13 protein-coding genes are annotated in these 17,257 nt (G+C 64.4%); 11 read left to right on the forward strand and 2 right to left on the reverse strand.

Annotation, left to right across the window (positions count from 1 at the left end; translation table 11 throughout):
• Positions 1–3 precede the first annotated feature (3 nt).
• The 3 genes from ACIQYU_RS04770 (at position 4) to ACIQYU_RS04780 (ending at position 2,138) form a co-directional block, all read left to right on the forward strand.
• Positions 4–438 carry a thioesterase family protein gene (locus ACIQYU_RS04770; protein ID WP_207832180.1) on the forward strand — a complete coding sequence of 145 codons (435 nt, stop codon included), beginning with the start codon at positions 4–6 and terminating at the stop codon, positions 436–438.
• A gap of 50 nt (positions 439–488) precedes the next feature.
• A complete protein-coding gene (locus ACIQYU_RS04775; protein WP_063913789.1) occupies positions 489–1,460 on the forward strand; it encodes a tRNA-dihydrouridine synthase in 972 nt (323 codons plus the stop codon).
• A gap of 234 nt (positions 1,461–1,694) precedes the next feature.
• Entirely contained in the window at positions 1,695–2,138 is a 444-nt protein-coding gene (locus ACIQYU_RS04780) for an Hsp20 family protein (protein WP_085625304.1), read from the forward strand.
• 97 nt (positions 2,139–2,235) lie between these two features.
• On the opposite strand, the gene ACIQYU_RS04785 is transcribed toward ACIQYU_RS04780, so the two are convergent.
• Positions 2,236–5,532, reverse strand: a complete 3,297-nt coding sequence (locus tag ACIQYU_RS04785; protein ID WP_402798397.1) for a PAS domain S-box protein — start codon at positions 5,530–5,532, stop codon at positions 2,236–2,238.
• A 62-nt stretch (positions 5,533–5,594) separates the two neighbouring features.
• Positions 5,595–6,473, reverse strand: a complete 879-nt coding sequence (locus ACIQYU_RS04790; protein WP_063913792.1) for a LysR family transcriptional regulator — start codon at positions 6,471–6,473, stop codon at positions 5,595–5,597.
• A 130-nt stretch (positions 6,474–6,603) separates the two neighbouring features.
• Here ACIQYU_RS04790 and leuC point away from each other — a divergent pair, with 130 nt between their 5' ends.
• The 8 genes from leuC to truA all read left to right on the forward strand — a co-directional run bounded on the left by leuC (position 6,604) and on the right by truA (position 17,226).
• Positions 6,604–8,037, forward strand: a complete 1,434-nt coding sequence (leuC, locus tag ACIQYU_RS04795) for a 3-isopropylmalate dehydratase large subunit (RefSeq protein WP_013971600.1) — start codon at positions 6,604–6,606, stop codon at positions 8,035–8,037.
• Positions 8,034–8,678 carry a 3-isopropylmalate dehydratase small subunit gene (gene leuD / locus ACIQYU_RS04800; RefSeq protein ID WP_054901139.1) on the forward strand — a complete coding sequence of 215 codons (645 nt, stop codon included), beginning with the start codon at positions 8,034–8,036 and terminating at the stop codon, positions 8,676–8,678. Before leuC ends, leuD begins: the two co-directional genes overlap by 4 nt.
• A gap of 147 nt (positions 8,679–8,825) precedes the next feature.
• Positions 8,826–9,590, forward strand: a complete 765-nt coding sequence (locus ACIQYU_RS04805) for a class I SAM-dependent methyltransferase (protein ID WP_063913794.1) — start codon at positions 8,826–8,828, stop codon at positions 9,588–9,590.
• A gap of 54 nt (positions 9,591–9,644) precedes the next feature.
• Positions 9,645–10,727, forward strand: coding sequence for a 3-isopropylmalate dehydrogenase (gene leuB / locus ACIQYU_RS04810; protein ID WP_015269433.1), 1,083 nt, complete (start codon positions 9,645–9,647; stop codon positions 10,725–10,727).
• Positions 10,728–10,790: 63 nt separating this feature from the next.
• Positions 10,791–11,903, forward strand: coding sequence for an aspartate-semialdehyde dehydrogenase (asd, locus tag ACIQYU_RS04815; RefSeq protein ID WP_087502434.1), 1,113 nt, complete (start codon positions 10,791–10,793; stop codon positions 11,901–11,903).
• A 480-nt stretch (positions 11,904–12,383) separates the two neighbouring features.
• Positions 12,384–13,388, forward strand: a complete 1,005-nt coding sequence (locus tag ACIQYU_RS04820) for an aspartate-semialdehyde dehydrogenase (protein ID WP_241106421.1) — start codon at positions 12,384–12,386, stop codon at positions 13,386–13,388.
• A 71-nt stretch (positions 13,389–13,459) separates the two neighbouring features.
• Positions 13,460–16,156: a FimV/HubP family polar landmark protein gene (locus ACIQYU_RS04825; protein WP_402798403.1), complete on the forward strand. Its 2,697-nt coding sequence runs from the start codon at positions 13,460–13,462 to the stop codon at positions 16,154–16,156.
• 212 nt (positions 16,157–16,368) lie between these two features.
• A complete protein-coding gene (gene truA / locus ACIQYU_RS04830; RefSeq protein WP_063913798.1) occupies positions 16,369–17,226 on the forward strand; it encodes a tRNA pseudouridine(38-40) synthase TruA in 858 nt (285 codons plus the stop codon).
• Positions 17,227–17,257 lie beyond the last annotated feature (31 nt).

Raw genomic sequence — 17,257 nt, forward strand, 5'->3', positions numbered from 1 at the left:
AACATGAGTTGGGACCTGGCAACACCCTTCGTCATCGACCTGCGCGTTGGAACCGAGGATATCGACGGCCTTGGCCACGCCAACAACGCGGTCTACGTCACCTGGCTGGAGCGCTGCGCCTGGCGCCACTCCCAGCGCCTGGGCCTGGATCTGGCCGAATATCGCCGGTTGGACCGGGCCATGGCCGTGGTGCGCCACGAAATCGACTACCTGGCCGCTGCCTATGAGGATGATGAGCTGCAACTGGCCACCTGGATCATCGACTGGGACCAGCGCCTGCGCATGACCCGGCGCTTCCAGCTCAAGCGCCCGCGCGACGGCGTGACCTTGCTGCGCGCCCAGACCACCTTTGCCTGTATCGAGCTGTCCAGCGGCAAGCCCAGGCGCATGCCGGCGGAGTTCCTCGATGGTTATGGCCCGGCGCTGATCGGCGCCTGAAACACCGGCAATTTTTGTTAGACTGCCGGCTTTTCCGCCGAGACCCCGACATGCAAATTGCCCTGGCCCCCATGGAGGGGCTGGTCGACAACATCCTGCGCGACGTGCTGACCCGCGTCGGCGGTATCGACTGGTGCGTCACCGAGTTCATTCGCGTGTGCGACCGCCTGCTGCCGCCTTCCTCGTTCGACAAGCTGGCGCCCGAGTTGCGCAATGGCGCACGCACCGCCGCCGGGGTGCCCATGCGTGTGCAACTGTTGGGCTCGGACCCCGTGTGCCTGGCGGAAAACGCCGCGCTGGCCTGCGAGCTGGGGGCGCCGGTGATCGACCTGAATTTCGGTTGCCCGGCCAAGACCGTGAACAAGTCCCGTGGTGGCGCAGTGCTGCTCAAGGAGCCGGAGCTGCTGCATGCCATTGTGCGTGAGGTGCGCCGTGCCGTACCGGCGGATATCCCGGTCACCTCGAAGATGCGCCTGGGCTTCGACAGCCCCGATGGCGCCCTGGAGTGCGCCACGGCGCTGGCCGAAGGCGGCTCGGCACACCTGGTGGTGCATGCCCGGACCAAGGTCGAGGGCTACAAGCCGCCGGCCCACTGGGAGTGGGTGGCGCGGGTGCAGGATGTGGTCAAGGTACCTGTGTTCGCCAATGGTGAGATCTGGACCGTGGACGACTGGCGGCGCTGTCGTGAGGTCAGCGGCGCCGAAGACATCATGCTGGGCCGTGGGCTGGTCTCGCGCCCCGACCTGGGACTGCAGATTGCCGCGGCGCGTGATGGGCGGGAGTACCAGCCGATGAGCTGGGACGATCTGCTGCCGTTGCTGCGTGAGTTCTGGCGTCAGGCCCAGGCCAAGTTGTCGCCGCGCTATGCGCCGGGGCGGATGAAGCAGTGGCTGGCGATGCTGACCCGCAGTTATCCCGAAGCGGTGGTGCTGTTTGCCGAGTTGCGGCGCGAGGATGACTGTGCGCGGATCAGCCGGTTGCTGGGGGTTGAGGTGGCTTCCTTCGAAGCTTGTGTTGCCTGATCCGGCCCTTTCGCGGGTGAACCCGCTCCCACAGGTTCGGTGCAGGTTTTGGAATGTGTGAGCTCCCTGTGGGAGCGGGTTTGCCCGCGAAGAGGCCAACAAGCCCAATGCAGAAATCCAGATTTTTTCTGCTCGCCCCTTGAAAGCATTTCCCTCGGCCATATCTCTTGAGTACGCGATGCCGAAGTCGGGTCGCGTAATGACTTACTTGCTGAATCTCAGGAGTTCATGACCATGACTACCGCTTTCTCTCTCGCTCCACTGTTCCGCCATTCCGTTGGTTTCGACCGTTTCAACGACCTGTTCGAGTCCGCGGCACGTAACGAGGCCGGTAGCAGCTACCCGCCCTACAACGTTGAAAAGCATGGCGATGACCACTACCGCATCGTGGTTGCCGCAGCCGGTTTCCAGGAAGACGACCTCGACCTGCAGGTTGAAAAAGGCGTCCTGACCGTGACGGGTGGCAAGCGCGACAATAGCGCTGCTGAAGTGACCTACCTGCATCAGGGGATCGCGCAACGCGCCTTCAAACTGTCGTTCCGCCTGGCCGACCATATCGAGGTCAAGGCCGCCGGCCTGGCCAATGGCCTGCTCAGCATCGACCTGCTGCGCATCGTGCCTGAAGAAGCCAAGGCCAAGCGCATTCCGATCAACGGCGACAAGCCAGCGCTGAACTGATCGTGCAGATGTGAAAAAGGGCACCCTTCGGGGTGCCCTTTTTTGTGCTCATCGCCTGAGGGTGCCCCTCCCTTGTGGGAGCGCATCCGCATCGGTTTCAGTAATCCGCCGGCGCCTCCAGCAACATCTGCCGAAACTCCGTCAGCGGCAGCGGCCGGCTGTGCAAGTACCCCTGGTAAAGGTGGCACCCCAGCCGCTCCAGGAACTCCAGTTGTTCGGTCAGCTCCACCCCTTCGGCAATCACCGTCAGGTCCAGGCTGCGGGCCATGGCGACGATGGCGCGGACGATTTCGGCGTCGTTGGGGTCCACCGGCGCATCGCGCACGAAGGTCTGGTCGATCTTCAGCGTATCCACCGGCAGGCGCTTGAGGTAGGTAAGCGAGGAGTAGCCGGTGCCGAAATCATCCATGGCAAAGCTCACCCCGTAGCGCTTCAGCTCGCGCATCTTGCTGATGGTGTCTTCCAGGTTCTGGATGACGATCCCTTCGGTAATTTCCAGCTTCAGCATCTGCCGTGGCAGGCGGTAATCGTCCAGGCTGCGCAGCACCCGCCCGACAAAGTCGTTCTGGCGGAACTGCCGTGGACTGATGTTCACGCACAGGCTGAAATCGTCGGCGTCGATCAGCCCGTCGCCGAGCATGCGCGCGCAGGCATCGCAAGCTTCGTCAAGGATCCAGCTGCCAACTTCAAGGATCAGGCCGCTTTCTTCCAGTACCTGAATGAATTGCGCAGGCGGCTGCTGACCCAGTTGCGGGTGATGCCAGCGCAGCAGCACCTCGGCGCCGACGATGCGGTTGTCGCGGGCATCCACCTGTGGCTGGAAGTGCAGCGCCAGTTCGCCACGGGCCAGGGCCAGGCGCAGGTCGTTTTCCATGCGCAGGCGCTCGCTGGCGGCCTTCTGCATGGTGGTGTGGAACAACTGAGTGGTATTGCGCCCGGAATCCTTGGCCCGATACAGGGCGATATCGGCACGCTTGAGCAGGTCGGCCGGGGTGGCGCCGTGGTCAGGGATCAGCGCGACGCCAATGCTGGGGGTTACCTGCAGGCGCTGGCCGTCCAGCGACATCGGTTCGGCCAGCAGTTCGCGCAGGGTGTCGGCCAGCCCGCGGACTTTTTCTTCGACCAGCTCGCGGCTGCCTTCCAGGCTGCTGAGCAATACCACGAACTCGTCGCCACCCAGGCGCGCCACGGTGTCTTCCAGGCGCACGCTGGCTTCCAGGCGCGCAGTGATGATCTTCAGCACCGTGTCGCCCACCGGGTGGCCCAGCGAGTCGTTGATGTGCTTGAAATGGTCGAGGTCGAGGAACAGCAGGGCGCCGCGCAGGTTGTGGCGCTTGAGCAGGGCGATCTGCTGGCTCAGGCGGTCCATCAGCAGGGCACGGTTGGGCAGGTTGGTCAGCGGGTCGTGGTAGGCCAGGTGGCGAATCTGCGCCTGGGCATTTTTCAGCTGGCTGACATCGCGGGCGGTCAGCAGCAGGCAGTCCACCTCGTTGAGGGTGATCGGCTCCACCGAGACCTCTACGGTGAGGATATCGCCACGCTTGTTGCGCCCGAGCATCTCGCGGTGGTGCACCCGGCCACGCTCGCGCAATTCGGCCAGCAGGGCGGCGCGCTGCTTGTCGTCGGCCCAGATGCCGATCTCGTACACCGTGTGGCCGACCACTTCGGTGGCGTCGTAGCCGGTCAGGCGGCAGAAGCCGTCGTTGATTTCCAGGTAACGACCGCTGTGGCGTTCGGTGATGGTGATGGCGTCGGGGCTGGAGTGGAAGGCCTTGGCAAACTTCTCCTCGCTGGACTTGAGCGCCGCCTCGGCGCGCTGCTGCTGGGTGATGTCGCGCAGGGTGGTGACGCTGCAGGGCTGGTCGTCGACGGTGATGAGGCGGCTGGAAATCACGCAGGTCAGCGGTGCGCCATTGCGGTGGTTGACCACCACGGCGACGTTGCTCAGGGCCTGCTCGCGGATTACCCGCTCGATGCGTTGTGCGCGCTCGATGGACTCCGCCCACAGGCCGATTTCCTCGGCGGTGCGGCCGATCACCTGGTCGGTGCTCCAGCCGAAGGTCTGGGTGAACGCCGGGTTGATCTCGATGAACTGGCCGGTGTCCTGGCGGGTGACGCAGATCGGGTCGGGGCTGACCTGGAACAGGCTGGCGAACTTCTCTTCCGAGGCGCTCAGGCGCTGTTCTCGCTCAACCTGGTCAGTGATGTCGAGCAAGGTGCCGGCCATGCGCAGCGGGTTGCCCTGCTCGTCGCGGTACAGTCGGGCGCGGCTTTCGATGTAGCGCGAGATGCCGTTTTCCAGTTGCACCCGGTAGGTGATCTGGTAGTTGCCGGCAGGCCCTTCGCGCAGGCTGCGGTAGGCCTGGCGCATCGAGTTGCGTTCTTGCTCCGGTACCCCTTCGAAAAATGCGTCGAACGATTCGTGAAAGGGGATGGGCGGCAGGCCGTGCAACTGCGCGGCGCGGGCCGAGCCGTAGAGCATGCCGCTGGGGATATGCCAGTCCCAGGTCCCCAGCTGTGCCGAGTCCAGGGCCAGGTCCAGGCGCTCCTGGCTGTCCTTCAGGGCCTGCTCGGCGCGTTTGCGATCGGTGGTGTCGATAAAGGTGCTGAGGAGGAAGGTCACACCCTCCAGCTCGATGCCCTGGGTGCAGAGAATGCCGTCGTGCACCTTGCCGCTGACGGCGCGGAACTGTACTTCCAGGATCAGCGGGCCACTATTGGCCCGGGTCGACTCCAGCAACTGGTGGCGCTGTTCGGGGTTGACCCACAGGCCCAGCTCCAGGCTGGTCTTGCCGATCACCTGGCTGCCGGGCCAGCCGAACATGTCTTCGAAGTGCTGGTTGACCTCGAAGATCATGCCGTCGTGGCGGCGGGTGAGCAAAATGGCATTAGGGCTGAGGTGGAACAGGGTGGCGAAGCGTTTTTCCGAATTGATCAGCGCCGTTTCCCGTTCGCGCTGACGGGTGATTTCGCGGATCACCCCGATCATCTGGGGCCGACCATTTGGGTCGTGGGTCAGGCTGCCATTGATTTCCAGCCAGTGCAGGCTACCGTCCGGCCAGCGGATGCGATGGCGCATGGCCTGTTCCACGGGTTCGCCGTTGAACACCGCCTGGAACACCTGGCGTGTGCGCGCGCGGTCTTCCTCGGGCAACAGGTCGAGGTAGTCGACATCGGCGGGTAGCGGGCGCTGCGGGTCGAAGCCGAACAGGGCCTGGGTGCCTCGCGACCAGCTGACCCGGCCGCTGTCGATATCCCATAGCCAGGCACCCAGCCGCGCGCCGTTGAGCGCGGCCAGCAGTTGCGGGGCGTTCTGCCAGGCCTGTTCCGACTCCTGGGGGTCGGCCGCTGGTATACGCGGCAGGCGCAAAAAGCGGTTAACTGATTTGGGCATCGGTACCAGACCTTTGGCGTATGACGCGTCCTTGGAGGTGGCAATACCGGGCTGACGACCGGTCAGGCGGGCCCCGCGTGGCTGTCGAGCAGGGCCATGAATGCCCTGGCTGCGTTCGATAGCGTACGCTCCGTGTGCAAAATGTAGCCTAGCTGGCGCGACAGCTGTATGCCCGGCAAGGCGATGGGTGCAACCTGTTCGTCGAGCATGGTGCGCGGCAGCACGCTCCAGGCCAGGCCGATCGACACCATCATCTTGATGGTTTCCAGATAATTGGTACTCATGGCGATGTTCGGCGTCAGGCCCTGGCTTTCGAACAGGCGCTGGACAATATGGTGGGTAAAGGTGTTGCCGCCGGGGAACACGGCCGGGTGACGGGCGACATCGGCCAGGCTGACCGCATGGTTGTTGGCCAGCGGGTGCTCGGGGGCGGCGACGAAGTCCAGCGCGTCGTCCCATACTGGCACGGCCTTGACCAGGTGGTGCGGCTCGGGCGCCAGGGTGATCACGGCAATCTCGGCGCGGCCATGCAGAATCTCGTCGTAGGCCTGTTCCGAATCCATGAACTGGATATCCAGTGCCACGGCCGGGTACTGACGGGTGAAGGTTCGCAGCAGCGGCGGCAGGCGGTGCAGGCCGATGTGGTGGCTGGTGGCCAGGGTCAGGCGACCGCTCACTTCCCCGGTCAGGTTGGTCAGCGCCCGGCGGGTATCATCGAGCACATTGAGAATCTGGTAGGCCCGTGGCAACAAGGCGCGCCCGGCTTCAGTCAGGGTTACCTCACGGCCCAGGCGGTCGAACAGGCGCACATCCAGCTGCTGCTCCAGGCCGGCGATGCGTTTGCTGATGGCCGGCTGGGTCAGGTGCAGCCGCTCGCCGGCGCCAGAGAAGCTGCCGGTTTCGGCGATGGCGATGAAAGCGCTGAGGTTGGCCAGGTCCATTGCTTGAATTCCTGATGGTTATGCAAAGCATGAAAATTATGAATTTGAGTTATTCAATCTATCGCCATAGCATCGTCCGTACAAGCCAAGGGGTCTTTGGCATAGAAAGACGCTGATGAGGAACAGTCTGATGGCTGGCAAAACGCTCTACGACAAACTCTGGGAAGCCCATGAGGTCAAGCGCCGTGATGACGGCTCGTCCTTGATCTACATCGACCGCCACATCATCCACGAAGTGACGTCGCCCCAGGCCTTCGAAGGCCTGCGCCTGGCCAACCGCAAACCCTGGCGCATCGACGCCAACATCGCCACGCCAGACCACAACGTACCGACCACGCCAGAGCGCAAGGGTGGTATCGAAGCCATCGTCGACCAGGTGTCGCGCCTGCAGGTGCAGACCCTCGACGAGAACTGTGACGAATATGGCATCGTCGAATTCAAGATGAACGACGAGCGTCAGGGTATCGTCCACGTCATCAGCCCGGAGCAGGGTGCCACCTTGCCTGGCATGACCGTGGTCTGCGGTGACTCGCACACCTCCACCCACGGCGCCTTCGGTGCCTTGGCCCATGGCATCGGCACCTCCGAGGTCGAGCATGTGCTCGCTACCCAGTGCCTGGTCGCCAAGAAGATGAAGAACATGCTGGTACGCGTGGAAGGCCAGTTGCCTGCCGGCGTTACCGCCAAGGACATCGTACTGGCCGTGATCGGCAAGATCGGTACCGCCGGTGGTAACGGCCACGCCATGGAATTTGCTGGCAGCGCCATCCGCGAATTGTCGATGGAAGGCCGCATGACCATCTGCAACATGTCCATCGAGGCTGGCGCCCGCGTTGGCCTGGTGGCGGTGGACGACACCACCGTTGCCTACGTCGAAGGCCGCCCGTACGCGCCGAAGGGCGAGCAGTGGAAGCAGGCGGTCGAAGCCTGGAAAGGCCTGGTTTCCGACGCTGACGCGGTGTTCGACACCGTGGTCGAGCTCGACGCTGCGCAAATCAAGCCGCAGGTCAGCTGGGGCACCTCGCCGGAGATGGTCCTCGCCGTCGACCAGCGCGTGCCGGACCCGGCTGCCGAGCCTGACCTGATCAAGCGTGGTTCGATCGAGCGTGCCCTCAAGTACATGGGGCTGGCCGCCAACCAGGCGATCACCGATATCAAGCTCGACCGCGTATTCATCGGCTCGTGCACCAACTCGCGCATCGAAGACCTGCGCGCTGCCGCCGAAATCGCCAAGGGCCGCAAGGTTGCTGCCAACGTCAAGCAGGCGCTGGTGGTACCGGGCTCGGGCCTGGTCAAGGCCCAGGCCGAGCGTGAAGGCCTGGACAAGATCTTCCTCGAAGCCGGTTTCGAATGGCGTGAACCAGGCTGCTCGATGTGCCTGGCGATGAACCCGGACCGCCTGGAGAGCGGCGAGCACTGCGCGTCCACCTCCAACCGCAACTTCGAAGGCCGTCAGGGCGCCGGTGGCCGTACCCACCTGGTCAGCCCGGCCATGGCCGCCGCCGCCGCGGTGACCGGCCACTTCATCGATGTCCGCGAGTTGATCCAAGGGAGCGCAGCATGAAAGCCTTTACCCAGCACACTGGCCTTGTCGCGCCGTTGGACCGTGCCAACGTCGACACCGACCAGATCATCCCCAAGCAGTTTCTCAAGTCGATCAAGCGCACCGGCTTCGGCCCCAATCTGTTCGACGAGTGGCGTTACCTGGACGTGGGCCAGCCTTACCAGGACAACAGCAAGCGCCCGCTGAACAAGGAGTTCGTGCTCAACCACGAACGCTACCAGGGTGCCAGCGTGTTGCTGGCACGGGAGAACTTCGGTTGCGGCTCCAGCCGTGAGCACGCCCCATGGGCGCTGGACGAGTACGGCTTCCGCAGCGTCATCGCGCCAAGCTTTGCCGACATCTTCTTCAACAACAGCTTCAAGAACGGCTTGCTGCCGATCATCCTCAGTGACGAGGAAGTCGACGAGCTGTTCAAGCAGGTCGAAGCCAACCCGGGCTACCAGCTGACCATCGACCTGCAGGCGCAGGCGGTGACCCGCCCGGATGGCAAGGTACTGCACTTCGAGATCGATGCGTTCCGCAAGCACTGCCTGCTCAACGGCCTGGACGACATCGGTCTGACCCTGCAGGACAGCGATGCGATCAAGGCCTTCGAAGGCAAGCACCGCGCCGGGCAGCCTTGGCTGTTCCGTGATGCCTGAAGTGTGCAGGTAACAGTACCGGCCTCTTCGCGGGCACGCCCGCTCCCACAGGGATATCACCAGCCCTGAGAGCAGCGCTGTACCTGTGGGAGCGGGCACGCCCGCGAAAGGGCCGGTACAGGCAGCAAAAAAACAAAGGATCGAGACATGACCAGCACCCAGCACACCGATGTGGTCCAACGCCAGTTCGGCGAACAGGCCAACGCCTACCTCAGCAGCGCCGTGCACGCCCAGGGCAGTGAATTCGCCCTGCTGCAGGCCGCGCTGGCGGGGCAGGGCGATGCCCGCGTGCTCGACCTGGGCTGCGGTGCCGGTCATGTCAGCTTCCATGTCGCCCCGCTGGTCGCCGAAGTGGTCGCCTACGACCTCTCGCAAGCCATGCTCGACGTGGTCGCCAGTGCCGCCGCCGAGCGCGGCCTGGCCAATATCAGCACCGAACGCGGTGCCGCCGAACGCCTGCCGTTCGCCGACGCTTCGTTCGATTTTGTCTTCAGCCGCTACTCTGCCCACCACTGGAGCGACCTGGGCCTGGCCCTGCGCGAGGTGCGTCGGGTGCTCAAGCCGGGTGGCGTGGCAGCGTTCATCGACGTCATGTCGCCGGGCAGCCCGCTGCTCGACACCTACCTGCAAACGGTCGAAGTGCTGCGCGACACCAGCCACGTGCGCGACTACTCCGCCGCCGAATGGCAACGCCAGGTCAGCGAAGCCGGCCTGCACGTACGTAGCCACACCCGCCAGCCGCTGCGCCTGGAGTTCGGCAGCTGGGTCGAGCGCATGCGTACCCCCGAGCCTATGCGCGTGGCCATCCGCCAATTGCAGCAAGCCATGGGCGAAGAAGTACGGCAGTATTACCAGATCGAGGCCGATGGCTCGTTCAGCACCGATGTGCTGGTGTTGTGGGCCGAGCGTTAAGAACTTTTCGGTGGGGCCCGTTTGGCCGCACCGCGTGAATGGATAGAGGAAAGCATGAGCAAGCAGATTCTGATTCTCCCAGGTGACGGTATCGGTCCGGAAATCATGGCCGAGGCGGTCAAGGTGCTGGAGCTGGCCAACGACAAGTTCCAGCTCGGCTTCAACCTGGAGCACGACGTGATCGGTGGCGCCGCCATCGACAAGCACGGCGTGCCGCTGGCCGACGAGACCCTGGAGCGTGCGCGCAAGGCCGATGCCGTGCTGCTGGGCGCCGTGGGCGGGCCGAAGTGGGACAAGATCGAGCGTGACATCCGCCCGGAGCGCGGCCTGCTGAAAATCCGTTCGCAACTGGGCCTGTTCGCCAACCTGCGCCCGGCCATCCTCTATCCGCAACTGGCCGATGCCTCGTCGCTCAAGCCAGAGATCGTTTCGGGCCTGGACATCCTCATCGTCCGTGAGCTGACCGGCGGTATCTACTTCGGTGCCCCGCGTGGCCAGCGCGAGCTGGAAGGCGGCGAGCGCCAGGCCTACGACACCCTGCCGTACAGCGAAAGCGAAGTGCGCCGCATTGCCCGTGTCGGCTTCGACATGGCCCGCGTGCGTGGCAAGAAGCTGTGCTCGGTGGACAAGGCCAACGTCCTGGCTTCCAGCCAGCTGTGGCGTGAAGTGGTCGAGGACGTGGCCAAGGACTACCCGGATGTGGAACTGAGCCACATGTACGTCGACAACGCTGCCATGCAGCTGGTGCGTGCGCCCAAGCAGTTCGATGTGATGGTGACCGACAACATGTTCGGTGACATTCTGTCGGATGAGGCTTCCATGCTGACCGGTTCCATCGGCATGCTGCCTTCGGCGTCGCTGGATGCCGACAACAAGGGCATGTACGAGCCGTGCCACGGCTCGGCGCCGGACATCGCCGGCCTTGGCATTGCCAACCCGCTGGCGACCATCCTGTCGGTGTCGATGATGCTGCGTTACAGCTTCAATCAGTCGGCTGCCGCCGAGGCAATCGAGAAGGCCGTGAGCCTGGTCCTGGACCAGGGCTTGCGCACCGGCGACATCTTCTCCGAAGGCTGTCGCAAAGTTGGTACGCAGGAAATGGGCGACGCAGTAGTCGCAGCGCTGCGGAATCTGTAATCTCTCTGGCCCGCCACCCAAAATTCCCGGTGGCGGCCCACTTTTAGCAAAGGTGTAGTTGCGATGAAACGTGTAGGTCTGATCGGTTGGCGCGGTATGGTCGGTTCCGTGCTCATGCAGCGGATGCTGGAGGAGCAGGATTTCGACCTTATCGAGCCGGTGTTCTTCACCACCTCCAATGTTGGCGGCCAGGGCCCGAACGTGGGCAAGGATACAGCTCCGCTCAAGGACGCTTATTCGATTGAAGAACTCAAGACCCTCGACGTGATCCTGACCTGCCAGGGCGGCGACTACACCAACGAGGTCTTCCCCAAGCTGCGTGAAGCCGGCTGGCAGGGCTACTGGATCGACGCCGCTTCGTCCCTGCGCATGCAGGATGACGCGGTGATCATCCTCGACCCGGTCAACCGCAAGGTCATCGACCAGCAGCTGGACGCGGGTACCAAGAACTACATCGGCGGCAACTGCACCGTCAGCCTGATGCTGATGGGCCTGGGCGGCCTGTTCGAAGCCGGCCTGGTCGAGTGGATGAGCGCCATGACCTACCAGGCGGCCTCGGGTGCCGGCGCGCAGAACATGCGCGAGCTGATCAAGCAGATGGGGGCTACCCATGCTGCCGTTGCCGATGACCTGGCCAACCCGGCCAGCGCCATCCTCGACATCGACCGCAAGGTTGCCGAGGCCATGCGCAGCGAAGCGTTCCCGACCGAGAACTTCGGCGTACCGCTGGCTGGCAGCCTGATCCCGTGGATCGACAAGGAACTGCCGAACGGCCAGAGCCGTGAAGAGTGGAAGGCCCAGGCCGAGACCAACAAGATCCTCGGCCGCTTCAAGAGCCCGATCCCGGTCGACGGTATCTGCGTGCGCATCGGCGCCATGCGTTGCCACAGCCAGGCGCTGACCATCAAGCTGAACAAGGACGTGCCACTGGCCGACATCGAAGGCATGATCAGCCAGCACAACCCTTGGGTGAAGCTGGTGCCGAACCAGCGTGAAATCAGCATGCAGGAGCTGAGCCCGACCAAGGTTACCGGTACCCTGAACATTCCGGTTGGCCGCCTGCGCAAGCTGAACATGGGTTCGCAGTATCTGGGCGCGTTCACCGTCGGTGACCAGCTGCTGTGGGGCGCGGCCGAACCGCTGCGCCGCATGCTGCGGATTCTGCTGGAGCGTTGATCGTTCCGGTTTGACCGAAAACCCGCGCTGGTGACAGCGCGGGTTTTTTTTGGTCTGGGGAAGTGTTTTGGCTGCAAGGTGCTCGCCACGGCATTTTCAGCGCCTGTTAGATCGAGCGCCGCCCGCGCGGCGCATCGCGAGCGAAGCTCGCTCCTACATTTGTTTCGGGCCAGTCAAGCTTGTGGCAGGTGCGCGCGACCGCCTTGTTTGTACGACACAATTTCGCGTCATGCCCAAAGCATTCGCGCGCAAATCCCACAGGATAAATTGGCCCGAAACAAATGTAGGAGCGAGCTTCGCTCGCGATGCGCCGCGCGGGCGGCGCTCGATCTAACAGGCGCCAAATATCTCACGCCCCCCAGCGGCCATCACCCATTCAAATGCGGGGCCTGTCATACCCGCCATAGGGTCAACAAAGACAAACGCCTACAATCCAAGTAAAGTGCCGCCCCCGCCGTTTTCAGCAAAAGGATCCCTTCCATGACACACCCTTTGGACATCGCCGTCGTCGGCGCCACCGGCAGCGTCGGTGAAGCCCTGGTGCAGATCCTCGAAGAGCTGGATTTCCCGGTCGCCACCCTGCACCTGCTGGCCAGCATGGAATCGGCGGGCAGCAGCGTGATGTTTGCCGGCAAGAAGCTGAAGGTGCGCGAAGTGGACAGCTTCGACTTCGCCCAGGTCAAACTGGCCTTCTTCGCCGCAGGCGCCGCCGTCAGCCGCAGCTTTGCCAGCAAGGCGCTGCAGGCAGGCTGCACGGTCATCGACCTGTCCGCTGGCCTGGACGACGCCCTGGCCCTGGTGCCTGAAGCCAACGCCGAACGCCTGGCTGGCCTGGCATTGCCCGCCCGCATCGTCAGCCCGTGCTCGGCTGCGGTTGCCCTGGCCGTGGCGCTGGCACCGCTCAAGGGGCTGCTGGATATCGAACGGGTGCAGGTAATGGCCGCGCTGGCGGTGTCCGCGCAAGGCCGTGATGCGGTCAACGAACTGGCCCGGCAAACCGCCGAGCTGCTCAATGCCCGACCGCTGGAGCCGCGCTTCTTCGACCGCCAGGTGGCGTTCAACCTGTTGGCCCAGGTCGGCACCGCCGATGAGCACGGCCACACGGCGCTGGAGCACCGCCTGGTCAGCGAACTGCGTGTGCTGCTGGGCCTGCCTGAGCTGAAGATTTCCGTGAGCTGCGTTCAAGTCCCGGTGTTTTTTGGCGATAGCTTCAGTGTGGCGGTGCAGAGCCGTCGCCCGGTAGACCTGGATGCGGTCAACCAGGCCCTCGAGGCGGCCGACAGCGTCGAGCTGGTGGCGCGCGATGATTATCCGACCCCGGTTGGCGACGCAGTGGGCCAAGACGTGGTCTATGTTGGTCGTGTACGGCACGGTGTTGATGAAGACCAGCAGCTCAACCTCTGGCTGACCACCGACAACGTACGAAAAGGCGCCGCGCTCAATGCCGTGCAAGTGGCGCAATTGTTGATTAAACACATGCCGTAAAAGATACTGGCGAGCACTTTTGTCCTGCTCCGCATGCAGGTTTCAGGACGCTTCATACAAGGGAAGAGGTCATGCTTCGAATTCGCAAACTGGTTCTGGCCATGGCTGCAGCATCGGCGCTGTCGTCGGGCATGGCGAATGCCCTGGGCCTGGGGGAGCTGACTCTCAAGTCGGCACAGAATCAGCCGCTGGACGCCGAGATCGAGCTGCTCGACGTGCGCGACCTCACCGCCGCCGAAGTGGCGCCGAGCCTGGCGCCGCCGGAAGAGTTCAGCAAGGCCGGGGTGGCGCTGCCGACTTACCTCGAAGACCTCACCTTCACACCGGTGATCAACCCCAACGGCAAGAGCGTGCTGCGGGTTACCTCCAGCCAGCCGCTGCCGGGGCCGGTGGTAAAGTTCCTGGTCCAGGTGATGTGGCCGCAGGGGCGCCTGCTGCGTGACTACAGTGTGCTGCTCGACCAGGCCAAGGCCCAGGGCGACAAGCCGGCGGCTGGCAACGTCGCGCCGGCGGTGACCGGTGCCGGCAGCTATACCACCCAGCGCCGTGACACCTTGTGGCAGATTGCCGCGCGCAACACCCAGGGTGGCTCGATCCAGCAGACCATGATCGCGATCCAGGCGCTGAACCCGGACGCCTTCATCGGCAACAACATCAACCAGCTGAAGGTTGGCCAGGTGCTGCGCCTGCCCGACCAGCAGCAGATCCAGAATATCCCGCAGGGCGAGGCGACCGCTGAGGTGGCCGAGCAGTATGCCGCCTGGCGTGAAGGCCGCCGCCTGGGGCCGCGGGCCCGCCAGTTGGACGCCACCCGTCGCGGGGCGGCCGAGGCAGCGCCTGCGCGTATCGCCCAGGGCGACAACCTGCGCCTGGTCAGCCCGGGCAACCAGGCCGGTGCCGACCAGGCCAAGGCCCTCAGCGACAAACTGGCGGTGGCCCAGGAAAGCCTGGACACCAGCCGTCGCGACAACGAAGAACTCAAGAGCCGCATGGCCGATCTGCAGAGCCAGCTGGACAAGCTGCAGCGTCTGATCGAGCTGAAGAACAACCAGCTGGCCCGCCTTGAAGCCCAGGGTGCGGCTGCCCCGGCCCAGCCGGTGGTCAAGCCTGCGCCCGCTGCCGTCGATAGCGCACCCAAGCCGGTGCCAGCTGCCGAGGTTGCACCTGCCGGCAGCGTGGTCGACGAAATCATGGGCAACCCGCTGTTGCTTGGGCTGATCGCCGGTAGTGCCTTCCTCGTGCTGCTGCTTCTGCTGTTGTTGCTGGCGCGCAAGCGCAAGGCTCAGCAGGAGGCTGAAAAGCACCTGCGCATGGCGCGGGCGCTCGAAGAAGAGCAAGGCGCAGGCTTCGACAGCGATAGCGCAAGCCTCGATGGGGTCGAGGTCTCGGCCCCGAGTGTGACCCTGTCGCCGGCCGTGGTCGCTGCTTCGGTTGCCGCTGCAGCCGCCGCGGAAAAACCGGCGGCACCCGCCGTCGAAGCGCAGCCTGAAGCGCAAGCCGACCCCCACGCCGCGCTGTTGGCGGAGGTCGAGCAATGCGTGGCCGAAGGCCGCCTGAACCGCGCTACCGACCTGCTGGAGCCTGCCGTTGCCGCCGCGCCACAGCGTGACGATCTGCGCCTGAAACTGATGGACGTGTACGCCCGCCAGGGTGACCAGAGCGCGTTCGTCGAGCAGGAGCGCAAGCTGCCTGCCAGCGAGCAGAACAGCGCAGCGGTTGCCGGGCTGAAAGAGCGCTACCCGGCCATGCTTGGCCTCGCCGCAGCCGGCTTGGGTGCGGCGGCCCTGGCTGCCGAGATGGATGAGCAGTACGTGCAGGAACTGCTGCTGGATCAGCCTGAAACGCCCGTGGTTGCCGAGGCGGCGCCCGAGGAACTGCCGGCGTTCGAGCCAGAGGCCGTCGCGCAGGCCGAACCTGAGGCCGTGCTCGAGCCTGAAGTTGAATTGGATGCTGAGCTGGATGCCTTCGACGAAGCGCCGACCCTCGATGCGCCGGGCCTGGACGAGCAGGGCCTGGACAGTGCCTTCGACCTGAGCCTGGGTGAAGACCTGCCTGACGAAGACCCGCTGGCAGCGCCGCTGCTGGACGAACCGGTGACGCAGCAACCTGTACTCGACGAGCCGGTACTGGATGAGCCCATGCTGGAGGCGGCTCAGCCGGAAGAAGAGCCGTTTGCCGTGGATGCCGAGCTACAGGCCGATGCCGACGCCGATTTCGAGGCCATGCTGGCCCAGGCCGAGCCACAGCCTGCTGTGGATCTGTCCGATTTCGACCTCGATATCAGCGAACCGGTTGCCCCGGCCGCCCCGGCTGCGGTCAACGAAACCCCGGTGGATGTCGCTGCCGAGCTGGCTGCCTTCGACAGCGAACCAGCGTTCGATCCGCTTTCCGAGTTCGACCTGCCATCCGACTTCGACCTGTCGTTGTCGCTGGAAGACGATTCGCCGGCGGCCAAGAGCTTTGCCTCGGAACTGGACGACGTCAACGCCGAACTGGACAAGCTGTCGCAGAGCCTCGAGTCGCCGTCGCTGGAGCCACACTTCACCAGCGAAGACGCGGCTGCCCAGCCCGAGCCTGAGCCACTGGACGACCTGGACTTCGACTTCTTCTCCGGCAGCGACGAAGTGGCCACCAAGCTTGACCTGGCTCGCGCCTATATCGACATGGGCGACAACCAGGGTGCGCGCGACATCCTCGATGAAGTGGTCAAGGATGGCGACGACAGCCAGCGTCAGGAAGCCGAGGACATGCTCTCCCGGTTGGTCTGAAAGTTGGAGCCAATATTGGCTCCAGCGCGGTCATTGTGGGAGCGGCCTTGTGTCGCGAAAGGGCCGCAAAGCGGCCCCAGGATTTCAGTCGTACCGCCAATATCGCCGGGGCCGCTATGCGGCCCTATCGCGACACAAGGCCGCTCCCACAGCCCTACACGGCTGCTGTTGTCGTTATAATCCCCGCCATTCCGTACACCCCCACAGGTTTCATGCTCTTGGACATCATCGACACCGCCGCCGAGTCCGCGGCCGAAGGCTACTCCCGCATCGCCCTGGGCGTGGAATACAAAGGCGCGCGCTACCGTGGCTGGCAGCGCCAGGCCAGTGGCGTGCCCAGTGTCCAGCAGGCCCTGGAGCAGGCGCTGTCCAAGGTGGCCAACGAGCCGATCTCGGTCATCTGCGCCGGGCGCACCGACGCCGGTGTGCATGGCTGCGGGCAGATCGTGCACTTCGACACCCGCGCCGTGCGCGACGAACGCGCCTGGACCATGGGCACCAACTTCAACCTGCCCCATGACATCAGCGTGGTCTGGTCGCGGCCGATGCCGGCCGACTTCCATGCCCGTTTCAAGGCCTGCGCCCGGCGTTACCGCTACGTCATCTACAACGACCCGATCCGCCCGGCGCACCTGGCCGAGGAAGTCACCTGGAACCACCGACCGCTGGATGTCGAGCGCATGGCCGAAGCCGCGCAGTTTCTGCTCGGTACCCATGACTTCAGTGCCTTCCGCGCCAGCCAGTGCCAGGCCAAATCGCCGATCAAGCACATCTATCACCTGCGCGTCACCCGCCATGGCCAGATGATCGTGCTGGACGTGCGCGCCACGGCCTTCCTGCACCACATGGTGCGTAACATTGCCGGTGTACTGATGACCATTGGTGCCGGCGAGCGCCCGGTCACCTGGGCGCGTGAGGTGCTGGAGGGGCGCAACCGCCGCGAAGGCGGGGTCACGGCGCACCCGTACGGCCTCTACCTGGTGCAGGTGGAGTACCCCGAGGAGTACGCGCTGCCCAAGCGTTACATCGGCCCACACTTTTTGACCGGCTACGAGGCATTGGCAGACTGACGGGCGAAAAGTCATTTGCTAACATCCGGCC

It is taken from the genome of Pseudomonas sp. NPDC096925, assembly GCF_044762545.1.
Taxonomy (GTDB): domain Bacteria; phylum Pseudomonadota; class Gammaproteobacteria; order Pseudomonadales; family Pseudomonadaceae; genus Aquipseudomonas.